Genomic DNA, 19219 nt, shown 5'->3' with positions numbered 1-19219 from the left:
GGCTTGAAAGGTGATTTTCAAGCTGAATTCGTGCACATCCCTGACCGATTTGGCAGGGATTTTTGTGTAAATGAAAGGATTTTATGAAAGAAACAAGACCAATTATTGCCCTTGACTTTGCAGGTAAAGAAGAAGTCCAGTCTTTTCTGGAACAGTTCCCACCAGATGAGAAACTCTATGTAAAGGTTGGAATGGAGTTGTATTATGCGGAGGGACCAGGTATTATCAATTATTTGAAAGGCTGCGGTCACAGTATTTTTCTAGATTTGAAACTGCATGATATTCCTAATACCGTCGAGTCTGCTATGAAAGTCTTGGCAAAACTCGGTGTGGATATGACCAACGTTCACGCTGCTGGTGGTGTTGAGATGATGCGGGCCGCACGAAGGGGATTGGTTAAGGATGCTGTTTTAATAGCAGTCACTCAGTTGACCTCTACCTCAGAAGAGCAGATGAGAACGGACCAGAATATACAGACTAGTTTGCAGGAAGCGGTTGTTCACTATGCTCAAAGAGCACAAGAAGCTGGTCTTGATGGGGTGGTTTGTTCAGCGCATGAGGTGGCTTTGATTAAAGATGCTACGAGTTCTGATTTTGTGTGCCTGACGCCAGGAATTCGTCCGACTGGCGGTGAAGTAGGCGATCAGAAACGAGTTATGACACCAGCAGATGCTGCTCGGATCGGTAGTGATTATATCGTAGTAGGTCGCCCGATTACGAGAGCCGACCATCCTTACCAGACCTATTTGTCTATTAAAGAGGAGTGGAATCGTGGATAAGGTTTATCAGGTTATAATCGATAGACCTATCGGGTATATTGATAAATTTGGCCACCAGTATCCAATCAATTACGGCTATGTTCCAAATCTATTGGCTGGAGATGGTGAAGAGCAAGATGTTTACATCATTTCCAAAGTTGTTCGGCAGCCCTTGACAGCTTTCGAGGGGAAATTGGTCGCGATTATACATCGCAGAGATGATGTCGAGGATAAATGGGTTCTGACAGGTCTTGATGAAAAACTTACCGTGACAGAAATAAAAGAGAAAACCAATTTCATTGAACAGTATTTTGATTCATGGATTGAAATGGTGGACTAGGAGAAGTCTGTAAGAATTCAACAGGGATAAATATAGTTTTTTGTAGGGTTCATAGATTGAACCAATACTTTAGGAGTGACAGGCTATTCGGCGGGATGGTCATGTTGGAATGGTACGCATTTAGAAGGAGGTCTATTATGACACTAGCAACAGAAATCGCATCACACTTATTGGATATTAAGGCAGTTCATCTGCGTCCAGAAAAGCCATTTACATGGGCATCAGGTATCAAATCCCCTATCTATACAGATAATCGTATTACACTTTCTTATCCTGAAACTCGAAATTTGATTGAAGATGGCTTTGTTCAACGCATTGAAGAAGAATTTTCTGAGGTTGAGGTGATTGCCGGAACGGCCACAGCAGGTATTCCCCATGGTGCTATCATTGCAGATCGGATGAATTTGCCATTTGCTTATATCCGTAGCAAGCCAAAAGACCATGGTGCAGGGAATCAATTAGAGGGTCGCATCGTCAAGGGACAAAAAATGGTTGTCGTTGAAGACTTGATTTCTACTGGAGGGTCTGTTCTAGATGCCGTAGCAGCAGCTGAGCGTGAAGGCGCTGACGTTATTGGTGTTGTGGCAATCTTTACTTATGAATTGCCAAAGGCAGATCGTAATTTTAACAATGCTGGCGTGAAATTGGTTACGCTCAGCAATTATTCAGAGTTAATCAAGGTCGCAAAAGTACAGGGATATATCAATGCAGATGGTTTGAATCTGCTTAAAAAGTTCCGTCAAAATCAAGAAACTTGGCAGGAAGACTAGATTTAAAACGAGCCCACGCACGATTTCTGGGAACTTATCCTGTAAAATGGTATAATAGTCTCTAACGTATTTTGAGAATACAATAATTGACCGTATGAGGAGAAGAACATGATTTCAGTTATCGTGCCTTGTTTTAATGAAGAAGAGGCAATTCCCTATTTTTACGATGCTATGGAGAAAGTTCGTAAGGAGATGGGGGAACAATTTGAGTATATTTTTGTCAATGATGGTTCAAAGGATAGGACATTAACGGTTTTACGCCAATTGTCTGGTCAAGACCGAGCTGTTCGCTATCTTTCCTTTTCAAGGAATTTCGGGAAAGAAGCTGCTCTCTATGCAGGTCTACAAGCTGCGAAAGGTGAGCTAGTGACTGTCATGGATGTTGATTTGCAAGATCCACCTGAAATGTTGATGGAAATGAAGGCTATGTTGGATGGAAATCCGGATTTAGATTGCGTTGGAACCCGTCGTGTCAGTCGTGATGGTGAGCCACCGATTCGAAGCTTTTTTGCAAAATTATTCTACAAATTGATGAATAAAATCAGCCAGGTCGAGGTAGTAGACGGTGCCCGTGATTTCCGTCTCATGCGTCGTCACATGGTAGCTGCTATTCTATCTGTGTCTGAATACAATCGCTTTTCAAAAGGAATTTTTGCCTGGGTTGGATTCGAGACAGAATACTTGCCATATGAAAATGTTGAGAGGGTCGCTGGTGAAACTAGTTGGTCTTTCTGGAAATTGCTTTCCTATTCTATTGAAGGAATCATCAATTTTTCAGATACACCTTTGAATATCGCATCCTTCACCGGATTCTTTACATTCTTGTTGTCACTGGTTTTAATGGTTTTCGTAGTCATCAAAACCTTGGTGTTCGGAGATCCTACAATTGGCTGGCCATCGACCATTTGTATCATCCTATTTTTGGGAGGTCTGCAGTTGATGACCATTGGTATTCTCGGTAAATATTTGGCAAAAGTTTTCTTGGAAACAAAGAAACGTCCGATTTATGTTGTTAAAGAGAAAAGTTCAAACTAGGAGCAGTTTATGGAACATTCAGCTTGGCACGAATTGATAAAGGCACAGTTGCCAGAGCATTATTTTGGTAAAATCAATCAGTTTTTAGATTATGTTTATGCTGGTGGAACCATTTATCCGCCTCGTGAGAAGGTATTTGCTGCCATTCAAACAACGGATTTGGAAGAGGTTAAAGTAGTTATTTTGGGACAGGATCCCTATCACGGACCTGGTCAGGCACAGGGCTTGTCATTTTCTGTTCCGAACTCGGTACCAGCTCCGCCATCTCTTCAAAACATTTTAAAAGAATTGACGGATGATATTGGCGTCAAACAAGATCATGATTTGACAGCATGGGCGGAACAAGGTGTGCTTTTGCTCAATGCTTGTTTAACTGTTCCAGCAGGGCAGGCAAATGGACATGCAGGGCAAATCTGGGAGCCTTTTACGGACGCTGTTATTAAGGTGGTCAATAGCTTAGACCAGCCTGTCGTCTATATTCTTTGGGGTGCTTATGCCCGCAAGAAAAAGGCGTTGATAACCAATCCAAAACATCTGGTTATCGAATCTGCTCATCCAAGCCCTCTTTCAGCCTATCGAGGTTTCTTTGGAAGCAAGCCCTTCTCACAAGCAAATGCCTACTTGACTTCACAAGGCAGAACAGGAATTGATTGGCTTCGATAGTAGATGGTAATGGCTTTGGTACTACAAAGGAGAATATGAATGTTATTAGTGAAAAATGGTCGAGTGTTGGATCCGCAATCCGGTTTAGACAAGGTTTGCGACATCTTGATGGACGGAAGTAAGATTGTTAAGATCGCGGAGTCGATTTCTGCTGACGTTGAACAGGTGATTGATGCGACAGGATTAGTCGTTGCTCCTGGTTTGGTCGATGTTCATGTGCATTTTCGGGAGCCTGGTCAGACCCATAAAGAAGATATTCATACAGGAGCTCTTTCTGCAACAGCGGGTGGTTTTACTTCTGTTGTCATGATGGCTAACACTAATCCGACGATTTCTACAGTAGAAACTCTGAATGAAGTCCTGGAATCTGCTAAAAAAGAAGCCATCCATATTTATAGTGTGGCAACCATTACCAATCAATTTGATGGGCAAAATCTGACCGATTTTCCTGCTCTGCTAGAAGCTGGAGCGGTGGCCTTTTCGGACGACGGTATTCCTTTGACAAATGCTGGCGTGGTTAGAAAAGCTATGAAATTAGCCAAAGAGCAGGGCTGTCTCATCAGCCTGCATGAAGAAGACCCTGACCTGAATGGCGTCTTGGGACTCAACGAGCAAGTAGCTGAAAAACATTTTCATGTTTGTGGAGCAACTGGCGTAGCAGAATACAGCATGGTCGCTCGCGATGTCATGATTGCCTATGAAACGGGTGCGCGTGTTCATATCCAGCATCTATCCAAAGCCGAGTCGGTCAAGGTGGTTGAATTTGTTCAAGGTCTCGGAGCAAACGTCACGGCAGAAGTAGCCCCCCAACATTTTTCACGAACTGAGGACTTACTTCTAACAAAAGGTGCCAATGCTAAGATGAACCCTCCGCTACGATTAGAAAGTGATCGCTTGGCTGTGATTGATGGGTTGAAATCTGGTGTTATCTCTGTCATTGCGACGGATCATGCTCCTCATCACGCAGATGAAAAAAATGTAGAAGATCTCACAAAGGCCCCATCAGGAATGACAGGCTTGGAAACCTCGCTTTCACTTGGTTTGACGCATCTGGTGGAAGAAGGGTATCTGACACTCGTGCAATTGCTGGAGAAAATGACGATTAATCCAGCCAAGCTCTATGGTCTTGATGCTGGCTATCTTGCTGAAAATGGCCCAGCTGATCTTGTTATTTTTGACCCAAATACAAATCGGTTGGTTACAGCGGATTTTGCCTCGAAGTCTGCTAATTCTCCGTTTGTTGGTGATAGTCTGAAAGGACAGGTTCTTTACACCATTGCAAATGGACAAATAGTATTTGGTAAATAGGAAATGAGCGGATTAGATAGCTAATTCGCTTATTTCGAACCTTTTTACATGTAAGCGATTTTAATGTTTTTGTTTTTTGTTAAAAAGTGTATAATAGAGATATAAAAAATGCCGAAGAAAGGTCTATTTATGAAAAAGAAAAATATCTTGTTGCCTGTAATGTCCACACTCTTGTTGGCTCCATTTGTTTTAGCTCAACAAGTACAAGCTGCTGAGACAACGACTGCAGCTACCACAACCAATCAGCCAGCAACGACTGATGCAACTGCTACGGTACCAGCAACGTCAGTTGAAAACGTAGCAACGGAGGAAACTGTTGTCCCTGCTGTGGAAGAGACAGTAGAGGCAGTCATTATCCACACAAACGACGTTCACGGTCGTATTCTTGAAGAAAAGAATGTCATCGGTGACGCTAAGGCTGCGGCAGTCATTGAAGAAGAACGTGCCAAAGTAGAAAATACAATTGTAGTAGATGCTGGTGATGCCTTCCAAGGACTTCCAATTTCCAACTCTACAAAAGGTGAAGACCGCGCCAATATCATGAACCAAGTCGGCTATGATGCAATGGCTGTTGGTAACCATGAATTTGACTTTGGGATGGATCAAGCAATCAAGTACAAGGAAACTTTGAACTTCCCGCTATTGAGTGCTAACACTTACGTTAATGGCGCTCGTGTTTTTGAAGCTTCAACTATCGTCGATAAAACTCCAACTGTTGTAGGTGATGAATTTGTAGTTATCGGTGTAACAACACCTGAAACTGCTACAAAAACCCATCCGAAAAATGTTGAGGGAGTAACGTTTACCGACCCAGTCACAGAAGTCAATAAAGTGATTGACGAAGTGGAAGCGCGTGCTCTAGCAGATAATCGTGTTTACAAGAACTATATCATTCTAGCTCACCTAGGTGTCGATTCTACAACACCTGTTGAATGGAGAGGTTCAACTCTTGCTGAAGCACTTTCTAAAAATAGTAAATTAGCTGGTAAACGTGTTATTGTTATTGACGGTCATTCCCACACGGTAGAAGCAACTACCTATGGAGATAACGTTACTTATAATCAAACAGGCTCTTACTTGAACAATATTGGTAAAGTAACCTTGAAATCCGATAAATTATTGGGTGAAGCTAGCTTGATTTCTGCCGCAGATACTAAGAATGTGACGCCAAATGCTAAAATCACAGCCTTGGTTGATGAAATTAAAGCAAAATATGAAGCTGAAAATGCTCAAGTAGTTATTGAAAATAACCCAGTGGAATTAAACGGAGACCGCTCAAACGTGCGTGTTCGTGAAACCAACTTGGGGAATGCAGTGGCGGATGCGATTTATGCCTATGGTCAAACAGGATTTTCAAACAAAACTAGCCTTGCTGTGACTAACGGTGGTGGTCTACGTGCAACAATTGCTAAAGATCAGCCTGTTACAAAAGGTGATATTATTGCAGTCTTGCCATTTGGTAACATTGTTTCTCAAATCACTGTGACTGGTCAGCAAATTTATGATATGTTTACCAAGTCTTTATCATCTACATTGCAAGTGAATCCAGAAACTGGCGAGATGCTTTTAGATGAAAATGGTATGCCACTCTTTGAAGCTAGTGGTGGATTCCTACACATTTCAGGAGCAAATGTATTCTACGATCCAACTCTTCCTGTAGAAGAACGTGTTCTTCTTATCGGTATTCTTAATCCAGAGACTGGCGAATATGACGCCTTGGATCTTGAAAAAAACTACTATTTAGCAACAAATGACTTCCTTGCTGCTGGTGGTGATGGCTATACAATGCTTGGCGGAGCACGTGAAGAAGGTCCTTCAATGGACAGCGTCTTTGCTGAATACCTAAAAACAGCTGACTTATCAGCTTATGAGGTTGTCAACCCATATTCACGTATCATTCCTGTAAATTCAAGCATTGATACGGATGAAGATGGCTACCCAGACTTTATCGAGATTTTATTGGATACTGATCCAGAAAATCCAGCATCAAATCCAGAAACTGTTCCAGCCGAAAATACAGATTCACCATCTAATCAAGCACAAAATACTTCGGCAACGGACAAGAAGGTCCCAGTTGATTCTCCAAAAGTAGGAGATAAAAAACCAGAAGTAGCAAGTCCAGTAAAAACTACAAAAGCAGGAGTTTTGCCAAATACTGGTGACCAGATGAATCTGACGCTCAGCCTATTTGGACTTGGTCTTGCTGGACTTGCAGTGACCGTTCGTCGCCGTAAAACAAACTAATAGAATGGCAGAAACAGGGTCTTAGGGCTCTGTTTTTGACTGGAGGAAATATGCAAACTGTATTTAACTATCAAAAAGAAGGGAGTCGTGAGCAGATTAGTTCTTACGTTCTGCTCAGCAACTCCCCGCGTCGTAAACAATTATTGGGATTTTTACAACCACAAATCGCATCAGTTGAAGTGGATGAGCGTGGTATCGAAGAACATTTTATGAAACAATTCGCTACAGATGATTTTCTCACTCGAGCTGCAAAAACTTGTTGTGAAATTTCCAAAGCCAAATCGGACATGGATTTGGTAACTGGTCATCTCTACATTTCTGCGGATACAATCGTCGTGTCAGATGGGCAAATTTTTAACAAGCCTCAAGATTTGACAGAAGCTGAAACCATGTTACGTTCCTATTTTGGAAAGAGTCATCACGTTGTAACGTCTGTCTGCCTACGGACAAGTCACTCACTGGATGTTTTTTATACGGTTGCACAGATTGATTTTGTCGACTATTATCCAGCCCTTGAAGAGGTTATTCAATCATATATCCGTGAAAAACAGCCACTCGACAAGGCAGGTGCCTACGGTATTCAGGAGCTTGACCCACGCTTTATAGCAGGTATTTCTGGGGATATTCAAACTATTATTGGTCTACCTGTAGCCGAAGTTTCCCGCAGGATTTTTTCTGAAGAAGGTTTTGAAAAATAGCAGAGCTCAATAGCTAGTTTGTGGTATAATAGTGGTCGAAAAGGAGAGTTTATGACCGTCGACATTGAAAGATACAAGCAATTGGCCCAGCAGAAGCAAGGAGAACATCGAAAATTTCTAGCAAATTTGAAGAAAAAAGCACCTAAAAATTTGGATAGAATTGTTCAAGATATTCATGCCGAAGTATTTTCTGAAATCGACTGTACAGAGTGTGCCAACTGTTGTAAAACGTTGGGACCGCTCTTTACAGAAGCAGATATTACCCGAATTGCCAAGCATTTGCGCATGAAACTTCCAGTTTTTGAGGACATGTACTTGCGTGTGGATGAGGACGGAGATAAGGTATTTCAATCCATGCCCTGTCCCTTCCTTGGAGGCGATAATCTATGTAGTATATCTATGATGCTCGTCCCAAAGCCTGTCGAGAATTTCCGCATACTGACCGCAAGAAGATTTATCAAATCAACAATTTAACAATAAAAAATACTCTGATTTGTCCCGCAGCCTATCTCTTTGTCGAAAAGTTACGGGAGAGAATTTAAGAGGAACAAGTAAGACAAAATATTGATTTTCTGCTATAATAATAAAAAAACAAGCCGTTTTTACGGCTTTTTTCAATGAAGTAAGATGAAGGAGTATCTTATGGCAATAATCCAATGGTAAAGTGTGGCTTATGAAATGTCATGGTAATCGAAATTTTGGTGCCTATTTGGTGCCTAGATGAAAAATAAAGGCAGCAAGTGCCTCAAACCCTTGCTACGAAAGGAATTTTATTAAATGGCAACAATTCAATGGTTTCCGGGCCACATGTCAAAAGCTCGCAGGCAGGTGCAGGAGAACATCAAGCACGTTGATTTCGTGACCATCTTGGTCGATGCCCGCCTGCCCCTATCCAGCCAAAACCCCATGCTGACCAAGATTGTCGGCGACAAGCCCAAGCTCATGATTCTCAACAAGGTCGATTTGGCAGACCCTGTTCGTACCAAAGAATGGCAGAGCTACTTTGAAGGTCAAGGCATTCGTACCCTTGCTATCAACTCAAAAGAGCAAGCGACGGTGAAAAAGGTGACCGACGCAGCCAAGAGTCTGATGAAAGACAAGATTGAACGCCTCCGCGAAAGAGGGATTCAAAAGGAGACCTTGCGAACCATGATTATCGGTATTCCAAACGCTGGAAAATCCACCCTTATGAATCGTCTGGCTGGTAAGAAAATCGCCGTTGTCGGCAACAAACCAGGTGTGACCAAGGGGCAACAATGGCTCAAGTCTAACAAGAACCTTGAAATTCTTGATACACCAGGGATTCTCTGGCCGAAGTTTGAGGACCAAGAGGTCGGCCTTAAGTTGGCTCTGACTGGAGCAATCAAGGACCAACTCTTGCCTATGGATGAAGTGACTATTTTTGGTTTGGATTATTTCAAGACCAACTACCCAGAACGCTTACAAGAGCGGTTCAATGGCATGGATTTGGAGCAAGAAACGCCTGAACTCATCATGGACTGGACCAAGAAATTAGGCTTCCGTGATGACTATGACCGTTTTTACAACCTCTTTGTCAAGGATGTTCGAGACGGGCGTTTGGGCACCTATACATTAGACAGGGTGAGTGACTTAGATGGCAACGATTAAGGAAGTGACTGCTCTGCTGGCTCAGGTGGACAGTCTAGACAGTTCTGTCTGGTCGGAACTATCTCAGGATGATCGAGCTGGGGTCCAGGCTGCTATCAAGAAACGCCTTAAGGAGCTGGAAAAAGAAGTAGCAGAAGACGCTCGCTTAGAAGCTATGCTATGCTACGAAAAAGCCCTTTATGAAAATGGGGTGGAGTTAATCGCTGGTATCGACGAAGTCGGCCGGGGGCCTCTAGCAGGTCCTGTGGTGGCAGCTGCGGTTATCTTGCCCAAAGGGTGCAAAATCCGCTACCTCAACGACTCCAAGAAAATCCCCAAGTCCAAGCACGAGTCAATCTACCAAGAAGTCATGGAGCGAGCTCTGGCAGTCGGTGTAGGTGTCAAAGATGCAGCTGTCATCGACCAGGTTAACATCTACGAGGCGACCAAGTTGGCTATGCTGGAAGCTTTGGGCAAACTGAGCCAAGAGCCTGAACACCTCTTAATAGATGCTATGAAGTTGGACACGAAAATTCCGCAAACCTCTATCATCAAAGGAGATGCCAATAGCCTGTCTATCGCAGCAGCCTCTATCGTGGCCAAGGTGACGCGGGACAAGATGATGGCGGATTATGACAAGGAGTTCTCAGGCTACGGCTTCGCCAAAAATGCAGGCTATGGAACGTCAGAGCACTTGGAAGGCTTGAACCAGCTAGGCATCACGCCCATTCACCGCAAATCCTTTGAGCCCATTAAGTCTATGGTAACAGGAGGACATACGTCGTGACAGTCTTTTTCTGGCTATTTTTAGCAGCTATCGGTCTGTTTGCTCTCGTCTATTTCTGGGAGCGGCGGTCGATTTTTATCTCACTGTTTGCCTTGAATATCCTCGTCTGGGCTTTGGCATGGATTATCTCAACAGGCATTCTCGAAAACAATGAAATCTTACGTTTGCTGGCCATAAACATGGCTATGGTGCTCTTTTTAGCCTTGTTAAGTGGTCCATTTGTCTTGCTTTTCACACTTTATCTGAATGGCTTTCAGATTTTGAAGAGAGAAGGGGTTCGCTTCCATAATTTCCTATCCATGGGACTGGCGGTTGCCCTGACTTACTATCTCTTCATCGCTCCCTTTGTGGTTCAATCCCTTTCAGGCATCAGCTTTTTCATCATGCTGTTCCTCTACGTTAGTTTTTTGGTGTCATATGCTATTATCATCAGCATGCTCTATACCACGTCTAGCTTTGTCAATTTGGTCAATCTCTTCCCAGGCAAGCTTGATTATGTGGTGGTCTTAGGTACGGGCTTAATTGGTGACAAGGTAACGCCGCTTTTGGCTTCGCGGATTGAAAAAGGCATAGCGATCTACAAGAAACATTCTGGTAGCAAGCTCATCATGTCAGGTGGACAGGGTCCTGATGAACTCATGGCAGAGGGACAGGCTATGGCTAACTATGCCTTGGAACAGGGGATTCCTGCGGAAGATATTGTGATAGAAAACCAATCAACCAATACCGAGGAAAACTTGAAATTTTCCTATGCCCTGATGAAACCTGGCAGTCGATTTGCTCTTGTCACCAATTACTATCACGTTTTCAGAGCTCTGCTATTGGCACGACAACTGAAAATCAAGTGTATCGGCTACGGAGCAAAGACAAAATTTTACTTTAGCCTTAATGCCTTCATTCGGGAATTTGTTGGCTATGTGGTCATGAGTCGAAAGGCGCATTTGGTATTTTTGAGCATCGTGTCAGTCCTTTATCTGATTGGAATGATTATCAGTTTAATGCTTTAGGAGGAAAAATGAGATTTTTTATACGATTTAAAGACTTGATTTGGGCCTATCTCCTTCCAATATTATTTTTGGGGCACTTTATTATCTTTCCAACTGTTGGGATTGATACAGAAAATGCCATTCTTCATTATGACTATTTGTTATTTTCTTGGGAAACAATAGGACGGATTGGTCTAGTTGGTTTGAAAAAACTCTTTTTTCCAACAGGATATTCTCCAATTTTAAATAACCTAATAATGATAATAGGGCTGGGTTTCTTTTTGTACTTTGTAAGTAAAAAATTAAAAGTTCATCTTATTGTATTTTCTCTAACTTTCTTATCCTTGCCGATTACTTATTTTCAGATTTATTTTCAATTACAAAATGCAGAAGTGGTTTTTACCTGTTTATTGGTAGTTTTATCTGCTTATTATTTTTCAACATCAACCAACTGGTATACTTGGTTGATTCCGATTTTAATATTTGGATTCGCCATTAGTGTTTACCAATCTTTTCTGGACTTTATAATCGCTAGCACTTCTTATTTTTTACTACAAAATAAGGATACATTGAAACCACGGTTAGTTATATTGAAACTCTTTTTAGCACCTTGTCTTAGTTTGGGGGTGTATTGGTTACTTAACAACCTATTCAATCAACAAAATGGAAATAGTGATTACCTTCATATTTTGTTTTTAAGTAAAGTATCTCTATTGGCGATTGTTATCATAGTTTTTGTTACTATTTATTTTTTATTTGAATTATTTTCGAAAAAGATAGATATGAGCAGTTTTTTTCTTAAATCTGCATTTTATTGTTCACCTTTCTTAACTTTAGCTGCTGTAGGAAATTTGCAATACCGTGCTTTATTTCCTACGTTTCCATTTGTAGTAGGTATTATCTTTTCGTCAGTTTATTATGATAAAAAGAAAAAGCTAAAACATTTCATAGAATTATCCTTGATTACTTTCACAATGATTACAGTCTTTTTGGTATATCAGAATTACCGTCAGTATCAAGACGATCGCAACTTGGCTCAAACAATTAAGAAAGCAATTCCAAACTCTGACTATCGTGTGCAATTTATTGGTAAGTATCAAGGAAATCGAATTCCATTTATTATTGCTGGAGAACCAGTTGGTAAGAGTTTCTTTTGGTGGGATCCTTTACCAAGTCAAGGACGAAGTGATAACTTTTTAAAGTTAGAAGGTGTGAACTATATTCCTTCAACAATAGAAGAGAATCAAGAAATCAGTCAACAATCTATATCGTTTTATACCAATCCAAATACAAGTTGGATACAATTGGATGACGTAAAAAAAGTAGTGTATATTATTTTTGAATAGTTAGTATTATGATGAATCGAATTCAGTTTGTATACTAAGGTATTCTAATAGCAGTAGAAAAACGCATAAAACTATACGTTTCACTTATAACGATGGTTTTATGCGTTTTATTTTTTGTTTATACTGATACTCAGTTAAGTTCAAAAATAGCAAGCGTAAATTATTTATAATACGCAAAACTGTTCTATTTATGTTCGAGTTACGAATCATTAATTTTAAGCATGTTGTTTTCTTTTGAAAAAATTCAAAATCGAAACCATCTACATCTACTTTTATTGGTAGATAGCTATTTTTGATTTTAAATGAGTATGAATCACCTGCTCAAGAAATTTCAAAAGTAGCCAAGTATCAATAATCTGTGAACTCGTAACATAGGTCACAACATAAAGTAGACAATGGCGATATACTGAAGTGCTGAAGCCAGTAGGATAAAGAGATGCCAAATCATGTGGAAGTAAGGCTTTTTCTTGGCGTAGAAGAGGGCTCCAATAGTATAAGATAAACCACCAGCTAGCATCAAAATTCCGAAAACAAGTCCAGTCTTTTGCAGAATAGCTGGCAAGATAAAGACAACCAACCATCCCATAAAGAGATAGAGGAAAAGGCTGAATTTTTCATTGATTTTTTTAGCAAATATTTTGTAGAGAATACCGAAAATGGTCAATCCCCATTGCAAACCAACAATTAGATATCCCAACCAGCCACCGACCAAGGAAAGTGCTACAGGTGTGTAACTTCCAGCGATAGCAATGTAAATCATGCTGTGGTCGATAATCCTTAGGATGTATTTGTGAGTAGAAGCATAAGGCATGGAGTGGTAGATGGAGGAGGATAGGAACATGAGAAATAGGCTGATGACAAAGATGGACATGCCGACCACAGCAGTCACGTTATAATCTTGAAAGGAATGGATAGCAGTAATGGGGAGCAAGACTAACATAAGCAAGGCACCGACTGCATGGGTGACACTATTTGCGACTTCTTCGCTAAAAGACAATTTCAGACTTAATTTCAAACTAGGATTCATAGTGACTCCTTTCTAACTCCATAGTGAGTTGACGGGTTTTGTAATAAAGTTTGACAGACTGGCAGGCAGAACGAATGATGTCAGGCGTTTCGTCGCTTTCCTCATTTCGCATGCAGTCAACAAAATGATCGTATAAGGTTTCTGAATTACTTGACAAGAGAAGAAGATGTAAGGTCTGACTGATTTCCTGAATGGAAAAAGCATTTTTTAGGATAGTCAAGGCAATCAGGCGAGCCACTTGCTGCTTCTGATATTTTTTCTTTATTGGTTTTTCAAGCTGTTTGTGTTTGACATAGTTATTGATCATGGCAGCAGTCAATACTCTTCGAACATCAACATTATCCCTTGTCAACTTGCCTTGATGAACCCCAGTTCTATCATCAGCTTCGTTTCCTAGGCTACTGTTGATTTTCATTGAGTATAAACTTTTCTGTTCAAGGTTTTCCTGAGAATGGACTACTTGATTAACATACAGCAGAACTTGGTCCAAATATAAATCTAAATCAGGTAATTCATGCCAGTAGGGGATAGTCTGTTTCATTATTATCCACCTCCTTTTATCTAGTATTGATAACTAGATTATATAATTTTAAAAAAATAAAGTAAAGAAAAAGAGTACTTCCTTTCCGAAATACCCTTATTTCACAGTCGAACCGTCCCAAGCATCCATGCCACCTGCAATATCATTTGCCTTAAATCCTTTAGATGACAGGATTTCTTTGGCCAGCTTGCTACGTTTTCCGCTCTTACAGATGAGGAGATAGTGTTGGTCGACTGGTCCATCAAATGTGTCAATCTTATCCATAGGACAATTAATAGCACCATCAATATGACCAGCTGAATATTCTTCTGGGTCACGAACGTCTAGCAATTGGACAGATTCGGTTTGCATCAAGTCGAGCAATTCTGCAGCAGACATGATTAGTGTTTGTTCTTGATTTTCTAGCATAATTCCCTCTTTTTATTGAATGTAAAAGAACAATATCAAATCTTGACTGGATTTGTCAAGAAGGATTGACTTTTAGAATGAGAAATCCTATGATAAGTAGTAAGAATAAAAAAAGGAGCAAATGTATGCCTACAGAAAGAGAAAAGATGATAGCAGGGCAATGTTATATGGCGGCAGATGCTGAATTGAGAGAGATGCGAACCTTTGCCCGCCAACAGATGAAAAAATTTAACGAAGAATTAGATGGTCAAGCCCGTTCGGAGCAATTGAAAAATTGGTTTGGAGCTACAGGTGAGCGGATTTACATGGAGCCAAATTTCTACTGCGATTACGGAAGTAACATTCATGTCGGAGAGGATTTCTATGCTAATTTTAACTGTACTATGCTTGATGTCTGTCCGATACGAATTGGGAAAAATGCCATGCTCGGTCCCAATGTGCAATTGTTGACACCCTTGCATCCCTTGGACCCTGAAGAACGTAATTCTGGTTTGGAGTACGGGGCTCCAATTACCATTGGAGATAACTTCTGGGCTGGTGGCGGTGCCATTATCTTACCAGGTGTGACCTTGGGCGATAATGTGGTTGTTGGAGCAGGAGCAGTTGTGACCAAATCTTTTGGTGATAATGTTGTTTTAGCGGGTAATCCTGCGCGTGTGATAAAAGAAATACCTCAAAAATTAAGGGGACAGCGTCACTTCTCAGAGTTCTTGTCAACATCTCAGCGCAGTGGTTGATTGGCAGATTTGTTCGTGTCTCACACTCCAAATCTGACCTAATCAACTGTGCGGGGGTGGGAAGACGAACTCTTTTTGGGGTCGAGTTCTTTCCCACTCCCATTTTTTCTTTCCTTTGCGAATAATAATAGTGAGGTGAAGAAAATGAATAATTTTGAATTGTTTAAATGGAAAAAAGCAGGCTTGACCAATCTTAATGTGAATAAAGTTTTGGCCTATCAAGAAAAACATGGTAAAAAATTGACTTTACGCAATGTTGCTGTAGTGTCTGAATGCAAAAATCCAGTGCTATTTATGGAAAATTATAAGAATCTAGATACAAAAGCCTGTCGCGAGGAATTTAACAAGTATCCTTCCTTTTCAATCTTGGATGACATCTATCCTTTGGCACTCAAACAGATTTACAATCCGCCTGTACTTTTGTTTTATCAAGGGGATTTAGAATTGCTGGAAAAATCAAAGCTGGCAGTTGTTGGTACCCGAAATGCCAGTAAAAATGGCGTTCAGTCTGTGCAGAAGATTATCAAGGAACTCAACAATCGCTTTGTCATCGTTAGCGGTTTAGCGAGAGGAATCGACACTGCAGCTCATATTGCAAGTCTAAAAAATGGAGGCCGAACCATTGCTGTAATTGGATCAGGTTTGGATAAGGTCTATCCCAAAGAAAACAAGGACTTGCAGACCTACATTGGCAAACACCATCTGGTACTGACAGAGTATGAACCGGGTGCCCAGCCACTCAAATACCATTTCCCAGAACGGAATCGGATTATCGCTGGTTTGGTAGAAGGTTTGGTGGTTTGCGAGGCAAAAATGCGGTCTGGTAGCTTGATTACCTGCGAACGTGCCTTGGAAGAAGGAAGAGAAGTTTATGCTATTCCAGGTTCTATTTTAGATGGAAAATCAGATGGCTGTCATCATTTGATTCAAGAAGGTGCAAAGTGCATCACATCGGGTTTGGACATCATTTCGGACTATCAATTTTAAAATAAGTTTTCCTATAGGAAAATAAAAATCTTGACACTGATTAAAAAATAGTATATTCTTTGTGAGGTTAAAAATAATTGTAAGGTATAAGAATGGCTACGAAATCAGTTACTAAGAAAAAAACAGCAACCAAGAAGAATCTTGTTATAGTGGAATCGCCTGCCAAGGCCAAAACGATTGAGAAGTATCTTGGTAAAAATTATAAGGTTGTTGCTTCAGTAGGTCACATTCGTGATTTGAAAAAATCAAGCATGTCCATTGACTTTGACAACAACTACGCACCAGAATACATCAACATTCGAGGCAAAGGACCGCTTATCAATTCCTTGAAGAAAGAGGCTAAAAATGCCAAACAAGTCTTTCTGGCGAGTGACCCGGACCGCGAAGGTGAAGCAATTTCATGGCATTTGGCACATATTTTGGGACTAGATGAAAATGACAAAAATCGTGTTGTTTTCAACGAAATCACCAAAGATGCTGTAAAAAATGCCTTTAAGGAACCACGTGCTATCAATCATGATTTGGTTGATGCCCAACAAGCTCGCCGTGTCTTGGACCGTATTGTAGGGTATTCCATTTCGCCAATTCTATGGAAAAAAGTCAAAAAAGGCTTGTCGGCAGGGCGAGTACAATCTGTCGCCCTCAAGTTGATTATTGACCGTGAAAATGAAATTAACAATTTCAAACCAGAAGAATACTGGACAATTGATGCGACTTTTAAAAAAGGAAGCAAGAAATTCCAAGCTAGCTTTTATGGCTTAGATGGTAAAAAAGTCAAGGTTGAAAACAATGAGCAAGTCAAGGAAATTTTGGCACGACTAAATGGAGACGATTTCTTGGTAGAGCAGGTAGAACGGAAGGAACGCAAACGTAATGCACCACTTCCATATACAACCTCGACCATGCAGATGGATGCGGCCAATAAAATCAACTTCCGTACCCGTAAAACCATGATGGTTGCCCAACAGCTCTATGAAGGAGTTAGTCTTGGAACAGGCGGTACTCAAGGTTTGATTACCTATATGCGTACAGATTCAACCCGTATTAGCCCTGTTGCTCAAGCTCAGGCAGCAGAATTTATCACAGAGCGTTTTGGCGAAACCTATTCAAAACATGGTAGCAAGGTCAAGAATGCGACAGGAGCCCAGGATGCCCACGAGGCCATTCGTCCGTCAAATGTTCATTTGACACCAGAGTCTATTGCCAAGTATTTGGATAAGGACCAACTTCGTCTTTATACCTTGATTTGGAACCGATTTGTAGCTAGCCAGATGGCAGCGGCAGTCTTTGATACCATGAGTGTTCGCCTAGGGCAAAATGGTGTCATTTTCTCTGCCAACGGTAGTCAAGTAAAATTCGATGGTTACATGGCAGTCTATAATGATTCTGATAAGAATAAGATGTTGCCGGACATGGAGCAAGGAGATACAGTTGTTAGAACAACAACAAATCCTGAACAGCATTTTACTCAACCGCCTGCTCGCTATTCAGAAGCAACTTTAATCAAGACCTTAGAAGAAAACGGTGTTGGTCGTCCGTCAACCTATGCACCAACCATTGAAACCATTCAAAAACGGTACTATGTTAAGCTTGCTGCTAAGCGATTTGAACCGACAGAGTTGGGTGAGATTGTCAATAAACTCATTGTCGAATTCTTCCCAGATATTGTCAATGTCAAATTTACAGCCGATATGGAGCAAAAATTGGATGATGTAGAAATCGGGAAAGAGCAGTGGCAGAAGGTCATCGATGGTTTCTACCAACCGTTCAAGGTTGAGCTATCTAAGGCTGAAGACCAGATGGAGAAAATCCAAATTAAGGATGAGCCAGCTGGTTTTGATTGTGATGTTTGTGGTCATGAAATGGTCATCAAGTTAGGTCGTTTTGGAAAATTCTACGCTTGTAGCAACTTCCCAGACTGCCGCAATACCAAACAAATCACCAAGGAAATCGGTGTGACTTGTCCGGTTTGCCAAAAAGGTCAGGTGATTGAACGCAAGAGCAAACGCAATCGTCTATTCTATGGTTGCGATCGCTACCCAGAGTGTGAATTTACATCTTGGGACAAGCCCGTCGGACGTTCCTGTCCAAAATGTGACCACTATCTCGTTGAGAAGAAAGTTCGTGGTGATGGCAAACAAGTTGTCTGCCCAAATGGCGACTACGAAGAAGACAAAATTAAATAAGATTAAACTGCTATTCTCAAGGGAATGGCAGTTGTTTTTCATCCTTGAGAAAAAATTGGTAAAAAATTTTCAAAAAGTAAGAGAAAAGTCTTGCATTCTAGAAAATACTGTGTTATGATAATTGAGGTTTGAAAAAACTGACCTAAGACAGTAGGGGAGCTAGACTCATAAACATCCTACCGAGGCACAAAACGATTATTGAGATAAACGTATTTGTACTTTCGTGTCTAGGTTTAGGTGCGATTTTTTTGTGCCTAGCCCAAAATAAAAACGGAGGTAAAAAAATGAGTGAAGCTATTATCGCTAAAAAAGCGGAATTAGTAAATGCCGTTGCTGAGCAAATGAAAGCTGCAACATCTATCGTTGTTGTAGATGCTCGTGGTTTGACAGTAGAACAAGATACAGTTCTTCGTCGTAACTTGCGTGGTGCAGAAGTTGAGTACAAAGTTATCAAAAACTCAATCTTGCGTCGTGCTGCTGAGCAAGCTGGTCTTGAAGGTCTTGCAGAATTGTTTGTAGGTCCATCTGCAGTTGCATTCTCAAACGATGCAGTTGCTCCAGCTAAAACAATTTACGATTTCGCGAAAACTGCTGATGCTCTTGAAATCAAAGGTGGAGCTGTAGAAGGTAAAGTTTCTTCTAAAGAAGAAATCGAAGCACTTGCTACATTGCCAAACCGCGAAGGCATGCTTTCTATGTTGCTTTCTGTACTTCAAGCGCCAGTTCGCAACGTTGCATACGCTGTCAAAGCTGTTGCAGAAAAAAAAGACGCAGCTTAATGCGTCAGAGC

19 protein-coding genes, 1 pseudogene and 1 other annotated feature are annotated in these 19219 nt (G+C 41.1%); of the genes and pseudogenes, 17 read left to right on the top strand and 3 right to left on the bottom strand.

Translation table 11 applies throughout. The features are described from left to right. Positions 1–83 precede the first annotated feature (83 nt). The 13 genes and pseudogenes from pyrF to P7J36_RS04105 all read left to right on the top strand — a co-directional run bounded on the left by pyrF (position 84) and on the right by P7J36_RS04105 (position 12543). Entirely contained in the window at positions 84–779 is a 696-nt protein-coding gene (gene pyrF, locus P7J36_RS04165; RefSeq protein WP_408551326.1) for an orotidine-5'-phosphate decarboxylase, read from the top strand. Next, positions 772–1098 carry an inorganic diphosphatase gene (locus P7J36_RS04160; protein ID WP_408551325.1) on the top strand — a complete coding sequence of 109 codons (327 nt, stop codon included), beginning with the start codon at positions 772–774 and terminating at the stop codon, positions 1096–1098. Before pyrF ends, P7J36_RS04160 begins: the two co-directional genes overlap by 8 nt. Before the next feature lie 137 nt (positions 1099–1235). Next, positions 1236–1868, top strand: a complete 633-nt coding sequence (gene pyrE, locus P7J36_RS04155) for an orotate phosphoribosyltransferase (protein WP_408551324.1) — start codon at positions 1236–1238, stop codon at positions 1866–1868. Between the two features lie 108 nt (positions 1869–1976). Then, positions 1977–2903 carry a glycosyltransferase family 2 protein gene (locus P7J36_RS04150; RefSeq protein ID WP_408551323.1) on the top strand — a complete coding sequence of 309 codons (927 nt, stop codon included), beginning with the start codon at positions 1977–1979 and terminating at the stop codon, positions 2901–2903. Positions 2904–2912: 9 nt separating this feature from the next. Beyond that, a complete protein-coding gene (locus P7J36_RS04145) occupies positions 2913–3566 on the top strand; it encodes a uracil-DNA glycosylase (RefSeq protein ID WP_044767141.1) in 654 nt (217 codons plus the stop codon). 39 nt (positions 3567–3605) lie between these two features. Continuing rightward, positions 3606–4874, top strand: a complete 1269-nt coding sequence (locus P7J36_RS04140; protein WP_408551322.1) for a dihydroorotase — start codon at positions 3606–3608, stop codon at positions 4872–4874. A 129-nt stretch (positions 4875–5003) separates the two neighbouring features. After that, the gene (gene nt5e / locus P7J36_RS04135; protein WP_408551321.1) at positions 5004–7118 is read left to right on the top strand and encodes a cell surface ecto-5'-nucleotidase Nt5e; all 2115 of its coding nucleotides are present in this window, start codon (positions 5004–5006) and stop codon (positions 7116–7118) included. 50 nt (positions 7119–7168) lie between these two features. Continuing rightward, positions 7169–7816, top strand: coding sequence for a Maf family protein (locus P7J36_RS04130; protein ID WP_408551320.1), 648 nt, complete (start codon positions 7169–7171; stop codon positions 7814–7816). A 51-nt stretch (positions 7817–7867) separates the two neighbouring features. Further along, a pseudogene (locus P7J36_RS04125) lies at positions 7868–8358 on the top strand (YkgJ family cysteine cluster protein). 235 nt (positions 8359–8593) lie between these two features. Further along, complete coding sequence (ylqF, locus tag P7J36_RS04120; RefSeq protein WP_408551319.1) at positions 8594–9445, top strand: ribosome biogenesis GTPase YlqF; 852 nt, start codon at positions 8594–8596, stop codon at positions 9443–9445. Beyond that, positions 9432–10211, top strand: coding sequence for a ribonuclease HII (locus P7J36_RS04115; protein ID WP_408551318.1), 780 nt, complete (start codon positions 9432–9434; stop codon positions 10209–10211). The genes ylqF and P7J36_RS04115 overlap by 14 nt, the downstream gene beginning before the upstream one ends. Continuing rightward, on the top strand, positions 10208–11218 hold the full coding sequence (locus P7J36_RS04110) for a YdcF family protein (protein WP_408551317.1): 1011 nt from the start codon (positions 10208–10210) through the stop codon (positions 11216–11218). Before P7J36_RS04115 ends, P7J36_RS04110 begins: the two co-directional genes overlap by 4 nt. A gap of 8 nt (positions 11219–11226) precedes the next feature. Next, on the top strand, positions 11227–12543 hold the full coding sequence (locus tag P7J36_RS04105) for a glucosyltransferase domain-containing protein (protein WP_408551316.1): 1317 nt from the start codon (positions 11227–11229) through the stop codon (positions 12541–12543). Between the two features lie 376 nt (positions 12544–12919). On the opposite strand, the gene trhA is transcribed toward P7J36_RS04105, so the two are convergent. The 3 genes from trhA to P7J36_RS04090 all read right to left on the bottom strand — a co-directional run bounded on the left by trhA (position 12920) and on the right by P7J36_RS04090 (position 14519). Next, positions 12920–13570: a PAQR family membrane homeostasis protein TrhA gene (trhA, locus tag P7J36_RS04100; protein WP_408551315.1), complete on the bottom strand. Its 651-nt coding sequence runs from the start codon at positions 13568–13570 to the stop codon at positions 12920–12922. Then, positions 13560–14111 carry a DUF1836 domain-containing protein gene (locus P7J36_RS04095; RefSeq protein ID WP_408551314.1) on the bottom strand — a complete coding sequence of 184 codons (552 nt, stop codon included), beginning with the start codon at positions 14109–14111 and terminating at the stop codon, positions 13560–13562. Before P7J36_RS04095 ends, trhA begins: the two co-directional genes overlap by 11 nt. Before the next feature lie 96 nt (positions 14112–14207). Beyond that, positions 14208–14519, bottom strand: a complete 312-nt coding sequence (locus tag P7J36_RS04090; protein WP_172010858.1) for a rhodanese-like domain-containing protein — start codon at positions 14517–14519, stop codon at positions 14208–14210. Positions 14520–14644: 125 nt separating this feature from the next. On the opposite strand from P7J36_RS04090, the gene P7J36_RS04085 reads away from it, so the two are divergent. From P7J36_RS04085 to rplJ, 4 genes are all read left to right on the top strand, one after another. After that, on the top strand, positions 14645–15256 hold the full coding sequence (locus P7J36_RS04085) for a sugar O-acetyltransferase (protein ID WP_408551313.1): 612 nt from the start codon (positions 14645–14647) through the stop codon (positions 15254–15256). A 144-nt stretch (positions 15257–15400) separates the two neighbouring features. Then, the gene (gene dprA, locus P7J36_RS04080) at positions 15401–16243 is read left to right on the top strand and encodes a DNA-processing protein DprA (protein WP_408551312.1); all 843 of its coding nucleotides are present in this window, start codon (positions 15401–15403) and stop codon (positions 16241–16243) included. A 92-nt stretch (positions 16244–16335) separates the two neighbouring features. Next, positions 16336–18429, top strand: coding sequence for a type I DNA topoisomerase (topA, locus tag P7J36_RS04075; RefSeq protein ID WP_398581669.1), 2094 nt, complete (start codon positions 16336–16338; stop codon positions 18427–18429). A 123-nt stretch (positions 18430–18552) separates the two neighbouring features. After that, positions 18553–18687 (top strand) — a sequence feature (ribosomal protein L10 leader region). A gap of 26 nt (positions 18688–18713) precedes the next feature. Next, positions 18714–19208: a 50S ribosomal protein L10 gene (rplJ, locus tag P7J36_RS04070; protein ID WP_408551311.1), complete on the top strand. Its 495-nt coding sequence runs from the start codon at positions 18714–18716 to the stop codon at positions 19206–19208. Positions 19209–19219: the final 11 nt, after the last annotated feature.

It is taken from the genome of Streptococcus suis (assembly GCF_046032115.1).
Lineage (GTDB): Bacteria > Bacillota > Bacilli > Lactobacillales > Streptococcaceae > Streptococcus > Streptococcus suis_AJ.
The sequence above is the reverse complement of the archived record's forward strand: the minus strand, read 5'-3'. Positions and strand labels throughout refer to the sequence as shown.